The sequence below is a fragment of the Sulfurivirga sp. genome (assembly GCF_015490265.1).
Taxonomy (GTDB): Bacteria; Pseudomonadota; Gammaproteobacteria; order Thiomicrospirales; family Thiomicrospiraceae; genus Sulfurivirga.
In genome coordinates, this window is the sequence record NZ_WFYD01000090.1 from 1 (window position 1) to 5,348 (window position 5,348).

The 5,348-nt window shown below is 63.4% G+C and carries 10 protein-coding genes; 1 reads left to right on the forward strand and 9 read right to left on the reverse strand.

Annotation, left to right across the window (positions count from 1 at the left end; all coding sequences use genetic code 11):
- The 4 genes from F8K16_RS06160 to F8K16_RS06175 form a co-directional block, all read right to left on the reverse strand.
- The coding region (locus tag F8K16_RS06160; protein WP_294948298.1) for a hypothetical protein at positions 1-468 on the reverse strand (468 nt) is incomplete at its 3' end.
- Positions 455-670: a tail protein X gene (locus F8K16_RS06165; RefSeq protein WP_294948300.1), complete on the reverse strand. Its 216-nt coding sequence runs from the start codon at positions 668-670 to the stop codon at positions 455-457. The genes F8K16_RS06160 and F8K16_RS06165, both read right to left, overlap by 14 nt.
- Positions 667-1,059, reverse strand: a complete 393-nt coding sequence (locus tag F8K16_RS06170) for a phage tail protein (protein ID WP_294948302.1) — start codon at positions 1,057-1,059, stop codon at positions 667-669. Before F8K16_RS06170 ends, F8K16_RS06165 begins: the two co-directional genes overlap by 4 nt.
- A complete protein-coding gene (locus F8K16_RS06175; protein WP_294948304.1) occupies positions 1,059-3,353 on the reverse strand; it encodes a phage tail tape measure protein in 2,295 nt (764 codons plus the stop codon). Before F8K16_RS06175 ends, F8K16_RS06170 begins: the two co-directional genes overlap by 1 nt.
- A 14-nt stretch (positions 3,354-3,367) precedes the next feature.
- Between F8K16_RS06175 and F8K16_RS06180 the strand changes: the two genes are divergently transcribed.
- Complete coding sequence (locus F8K16_RS06180; RefSeq protein ID WP_294948306.1) at positions 3,368-3,589, forward strand: hypothetical protein; 222 nt, start codon at positions 3,368-3,370, stop codon at positions 3,587-3,589.
- On the opposite strand, the gene F8K16_RS06185 is transcribed toward F8K16_RS06180, so the two are convergent.
- From F8K16_RS06185 to F8K16_RS06205, 5 genes are all read right to left on the reverse strand, one after another.
- Positions 3,590-3,697, reverse strand: a complete 108-nt coding sequence (locus F8K16_RS06185) for a GpE family phage tail protein (RefSeq protein ID WP_294948308.1) — start codon at positions 3,695-3,697, stop codon at positions 3,590-3,592.
- An 8-nt stretch (positions 3,698-3,705) separates the two neighbouring features.
- On the reverse strand, positions 3,706-3,948 hold the full coding sequence (locus tag F8K16_RS06190) for a phage tail assembly protein (RefSeq protein ID WP_294948310.1): 243 nt from the start codon (positions 3,946-3,948) through the stop codon (positions 3,706-3,708).
- Positions 3,945-4,097, reverse strand: a complete 153-nt coding sequence (locus F8K16_RS06195; protein WP_294948312.1) for a hypothetical protein — start codon at positions 4,095-4,097, stop codon at positions 3,945-3,947. The genes F8K16_RS06190 and F8K16_RS06195 overlap by 4 nt, the downstream gene beginning before the upstream one ends.
- Before the next feature lie 12 nt (positions 4,098-4,109).
- Positions 4,110-4,610 carry a phage major tail tube protein gene (locus tag F8K16_RS06200; protein ID WP_294948314.1) on the reverse strand — a complete coding sequence of 167 codons (501 nt, stop codon included), beginning with the start codon at positions 4,608-4,610 and terminating at the stop codon, positions 4,110-4,112.
- 47 nt (positions 4,611-4,657) lie between these two features.
- Positions 4,658-5,348 (reverse strand): phage tail sheath subtilisin-like domain-containing protein (locus F8K16_RS06205; protein WP_294948316.1); only part of this gene is annotated, 691 nt, incomplete at its 5' end.

Consider the following 5,348-nt stretch of genomic DNA (forward strand, 5'->3'; position numbering starts at 1 on the left):
GTGCATGTCGCTTTCCTGTGTCTGGGCCAGATATTGGATCGGTTCATACATGTATAGCTCATGGATGCCTGCGGACAGGTCATTGCGGAAGGCGACCTCCAGCAGGATGTCCCCAAGGGTGGTGTCCGACCACTCACCGGTGCGCTTTTCTTTCCATGGGGCATTGAAATCATCGGCAAAGGCATGGATGGACAGCGTGAAAGGCGGCCCGGAGAGGCTTTTTTCGGCCACACGGAAAGTGCCCAGCATATAGAGCGGCTCCCCTGCATAGCCCATGCGCACTTCAAGCAGGGTGCCGCTTTTGGGCAGCACCGAAAGCCTTGAGGCATCAAGGCGCAGATTCAGGCTGTCGGCCTGATTGTCGGCGCTCTCCTCCACTGTCAGCGACAGCACCGCACGCTCAACGGCTTCAAGCCGCTGGCCGCTTTCGGCATTGATCAGCTCAAAGACCGGCTCAACCCCAGACATCGGCCACCACATCCTTCGCCGGCAGCGCATCCGGGGCCGGGGCCGCCTCCGGCAGCTCGATCACCACACCGGCAGGCAGCGGCACCGGCTGATCCGCCAACCCCGGATTCAGCGCCAGCACCTCCACCACCCGGTGCTCATCGCCCAACAGACGGTGGCAGATCTCATCCAGCATGTCGCCGTCGGTGGTCACATAGTTCATGGCCGCTCTCCCCACCAGTTCAGGCTGAGGGTATAGCGCTCTTCCAGCGCCGTGCCTTCGAGCAGGTGGCGGGCTTCCAGCCGCAGGCTGGTGATGACCCACCACCCCAGAAAACGCCCGAAGGCGTCGGCCAGCCGCAGGGGCTTTTTCTGCCGGGCGGCCCGTTCCAGTCCATCCAGCACGCCGGTGCCCTGCCGGCTGGCGAACACCGCCCCGTACAGCTGCAGGGTGCGTGCGCCCTCGCCCACGAACTGATGCACCGGCGTGGTGCCGACCACATCCTGCCGGGCCCAGCGCCAGGTCAGCGTCTGCGCCATGCGCTCATAATCACTGCGCCCCAGCTCGAAGCGGAAATCGCCCAGTGCCATCTGAACCCGTCTGTCCGCCATCACTCAATATCCCACTCGCTACGCATCTTCTGCCGCTGCAGCTCTTCCGCCACCCGGCGGGCCAGCGCCTCGGCATCCTCCCCAGGCTGCTGGTGGACGGTGATCTGCACCGTGCTGTTGTCCACATGGCTGACCGGAACTGCGGCGGGGGCCAGCTTCTGCTGCGCCTGCACCAGCTGAGTGCGTACCTGCTGCTTTACCGGCGACTCTTCACGGAAGAAGCCGGCCACCCAGTCTGCGGCGGAACGGGCCACCCCGCCACCTGCCCATGATCCGGCGATCCCGCCGATCAGCGCACCGATGGCCGTACCGACAACGGGCACAACCGACCCGACCGCAGCGCCTGCTGCAGCACCCGCTATACCTCCACCGACCCCACCGACCACATCGGCGGCCTCGACCACCTTGCGGGCCGTATCCATGCGGCTGTCCGTAATCGTGTCATAGAGCATGGCGGCCCCGGTCACGAGTGCTGCCGCACCGCCTGCCTTCTTCCATCCCGGCCACCCGAACCGACGGGACGCCTTGCGCGCGGGCGCGCCCGCCGCATCTTCAAGCGTTGACAGCTGGGCTTCAAGCGCCCGCTTGCGTGACATCAGGCGCAAACGCGCCAGCGCGGCGCTGAGTCCGGCCACGGCCATCATGGTCGTCGCCGCCACAGACGCAATGCCCGCCAATGTGGCGGCCAGGGTGGTGACAATCTTCACCGCCGAAGGGAAGCGGTCAACGATTCCGGACAGCCAGTCAATCACCCGCCCCAAATATTCCGAGATGGTGTCCAGCAGCGGGGAGAGCGCCTGCCCCAGCTTCTGCATGAGGATGTCCCACTTCTGCGCCAGCACCGTCAGACGGGCATCCACATTGGCATCCATCATGCGTGCCATGCGTTCGGTGAATTTCAGCCCCTGCCGGCCCGCTGCCTCCAACGCCTGCGCCCCGCGGCGCAGGGCATCCTCCTGTCCCCACAGCGCCTTGAAGAATTTGACCGCCTCCTCGGAACCGAAGGCCTGCTGCAGGATCATGCCGGTGCGGGTGGTGTATTCGTCACCGAAGGTGCGGCGCACATCGGTCAGAATGTCCGCCAGCGAACGCAGATTGCCCCGCTCATCCAGCGTGCGGATGTCGTAGCCCAGTTTCCGGAATCGCTCCTGAGCCACCGCAGCGGTACGCTCCAGCGCCTTGAGCGTGGTGCCCGCCTCACCGGCCTCCATCTTCTGCTGCAACATGCCCAGCCCGGCCAGCTGCTCGCTCAGGCGCACGCCGGAGGCGGACAGTCCTGACCCCATGGACTGGATGGCCTGCTGCATCCTGGCGCCGTCGGTCTTGAACGCCTGCACGGCGGCGGCCAACTGGGCGGCGAACAGCTCGCCGAAGCGGGCATCATCCATGCTGCGGTAAAGCGGCTGCTTGAAGGTTCCATAGGCGGTGGCAAACAGACTGGTCATCTGCGTCACATCGCCCTTGGTGGCCTTGGCGGTGATGGCCGCCGCCGCCGTCATGGCCGCCACGCCCGCGTCGCTGAGCGTGCTGATGCCGGACTTGATGTCATAGGCGGCGCGCACGAAATCCGCCGTGCGGATGCCCGCCCACTGCGCGCTGATGCGCTGGCCGACACGGACGATGGCCTCCACATCCTCGATGCCGAGGGATTTCAGCTCGCCCCGGGCACGGGCCACCTCTCGCACCTGCTCCACCGGCGTGGACAACATGCCGCTGACGGTGCGTCCCACATTCTGCAGACCGTGAGCGATCAGCGTAATATTGGCCAGATGCTGAATCTTGCGGTCATAGCGTTTCTGCGCCTCGGCAAGCTCCGCTTCCAGCTTCGACATCCGTTCGATGCGCCGGTTGGTCTGTTCGATCTGTTCAGCAATGCGCTGCTGGATTTCGGCGTAGTTGCGCCCCTCAATGCCAGCCTTTTTCAGCTCTTCCCGCAGCTGTCGCAATTCATTGCGTTGCTCCTTATGGCGTTTTGCCAGATCCTTCGCCTTCAGCTGCGCCAGCTCGAACTCGTTGATCAGCTTTCTGGTCGGATTCGGCGTGCTGCGGATCGCCTGCGCCAGTTCCCTGATGCGCCTGCGTGTCTGATCCAGCTCACTGGCGGTGCTGCCCAGCCGGCTTTCCAGCCTGCGGTATTTCGCCAGCGCACGCTCCTGCCTGCCCAGATCGCGCAGGGCCTGCGTGCTGCGGGTCAGCGCATTAATGAACCGCTCGGAGCGTTCCGCGACCCGTCGTGCTGGATCGCTGAACTGATCGATAGCACCAATGGCAATTGAAATGCTGTAATCAGACATGTAGCATTGACTGTATGAAAGAGATGATTCTGGCCTCAAAATGGGCATCCGCCATGACCGTCGTCACACTGGTGGCGCTGGTATGGCTGATCGCATCATCATCCGGGCTGACGATGGAACTGCTGTTCAGTCTGCTGATCACCCTGCCGATCGCAGCACCGGTGCTGTGGCTGGCTTTCATCCTGCTCGAATGGCCCGTGAATGGACTGATCGACGCCCTGCGTCCTGATGACTGATCACAGCAGCCGGTGGAAGCGCAGCAGCTCTTCCACCTCCATCTGCTTCATCTCACCGGGCTGCCAGTGCCACGCACGGGCCAGGTCAGCCATCACCCGGTAGAGCATCTCGGCGTTCAGCCCAAAAAATCCGCCACCGCCGTGGACGCCTTCTCGAAATCCTTCACATCCATCTGCTCAATGACATCCGGTGGCAGATCGGCCAGCTGAGCGATCATGCGCACGGTCTTGTGCAGGTCGCCCTGCACCCCATCCATCACCAGCAGATCTCGCACCGTGGGGCGGCGCAGTTTCAGGGCGGTGATCTCATTGCCGCCGTCTTTCAGCGGCACGGACAGCTCAATGACAGTCTGGCTCATTTCCGGCCCCCTCCCCTGCGCTGCGCGGCGGTCTTCTCCGCCGGCACGATCAGGCCTGCGGCCACCAGATGGGCGGCGGCCCGCTCGGTCAGTTCCACCGTCTCGCCCTTCTGACCCAGATGACAGGTCTTTTCGATCTGATAGGTCATCTCATCCCCTCCTTACAGCCCCAGCTGTTGACGCACCTGTTCCAGCACGCTATGGTCGGACAGTTTCAGCTCGCCATTAGCGATGTCAAAAGCCTCGGCGGGCTTGCCGCCAATGGTCTTGACGAACTTCTCCACCGCCACCTTGTATGTTTTCTCTACCATCTCGCCGGGCTTGACGTCATTGCTTTCGGTTGACCATACCCGACCGTAGATGATCCACTGCACGGGAATACGCCTACCCTTTTCATCCAGCGTGGCACGGAAGGTGAGCACCACATCCCGGCCCACGATGGCACGCGCGGCTGCCAGCGTCACATCCTCGCGGTTGAGCCGGAACTCCGCCTCGGGCGGCTCATAACCCACGAACACATTGCGCCCGGCCACCAGCCCGCCACGGTAGTCGGTGGTCTTCTCGACGATCTCCGGCGCCTTGAAGGCATCCACGGAGCCGATATAGCCCACCCCTTCCACCGTCAGGCTGATGCCGATGACTGCATGAGGAAAATCCGCCATGTTCTATCCTCCTGTTCTGGCAAAATGGCTAACCAGCCGTAAGGCTGTTAAGACGACGGCAGAATGCCCGCGTAGTAGTCGCTGACATTGATCGCATCGATGCCGATCTGCTCCGCCGGGGCCGGGGCGGTGAAGTCATACTGGAAATACGCCCTGCCCTGACTGAGCTGATCCGGCGTGTTCTTCACCGGATCGACCCAGCATTCACCGCCGATCAGCGCTCCGATGTCCACCAGATGCTTGATGTAGCCGTTGACGCTGGCGGCCACATCCTCCAGAAACGCCCCGTTGATGGGACGATCCACCGCCCACATCAGCCCGCGCTGGATGGAGTCGGCAATCAGGTCGGCCGTACGCACCACAGGCTCGAACGCCCATTTGGGGTCGTTCAGCTCGGTGGTGCGGCTGCCCCACAGGCGCCAGCCGCCCTCGCGGATGATGGTCGTCACATGGTTTTTGTTGAGCAGGTTGGCCCGGGTGGTCGGCTCACCCATCTTGAAATCCACCGGTCGGGTGGTGCCGGTGATGGCCTCGATCACCTGGTTGGACTTCGACCACCAGAAGCCCTTTTCCAGATCGATGCGGGCCCGCAGGCCGGCGGCATAGGCAGAGGGGGCCCGCACCACTTCTTGCGCCGTGGCGGCATCAAAAGCCCGGATCCATGGATCGATCACTTCAGCACGGCGGGCGCCGAAATTACCCACATAGGCGATAGCATCGGCATCATTGGTGTTGGGG

Bases quoted from the DNA above. Each gene is read 5' to 3' on its own strand.
- F8K16_RS06165 (WP_294948300.1), bottom strand. From the start codon at position 670: ATGAACTATGTGACCACCGACGGCGACATGCTGGATGAGATCTGCCAC.
- F8K16_RS06170 (WP_294948302.1), bottom strand. From the start codon at position 1,059: ATGGCGGACAGACGGGTTCAGATGGCACTGGGCGATTTCCGCTTCGAG.
- F8K16_RS06175 (WP_294948304.1), bottom strand. From the start codon at position 3,353: ATGTCTGATTACAGCATTTCAATTGCCATTGGTGCTATCGATCAGTTC.
- F8K16_RS06180 (WP_294948306.1), top strand. From the start codon at position 3,368: ATGAAAGAGATGATTCTGGCCTCAAAATGGGCATCCGCCATGACCGTC.
- F8K16_RS06185 (WP_294948308.1), bottom strand. From the start codon at position 3,697: ATGCTCTACCGGGTGATGGCTGACCTGGCCCGTGCGTGGCACTGGCAG.
- F8K16_RS06190 (WP_294948310.1), bottom strand. From the start codon at position 3,948: ATGAGCCAGACTGTCATTGAGCTGTCCGTGCCGCTGAAAGACGGCGGC.
- F8K16_RS06195 (WP_294948312.1), bottom strand. From the start codon at position 4,097: ATGACCTATCAGATCGAAAAGACCTGTCATCTGGGTCAGAAGGGCGAG.
- F8K16_RS06200 (WP_294948314.1), bottom strand. From the start codon at position 4,610: ATGGCGGATTTTCCTCATGCAGTCATCGGCATCAGCCTGACGGTGGAA.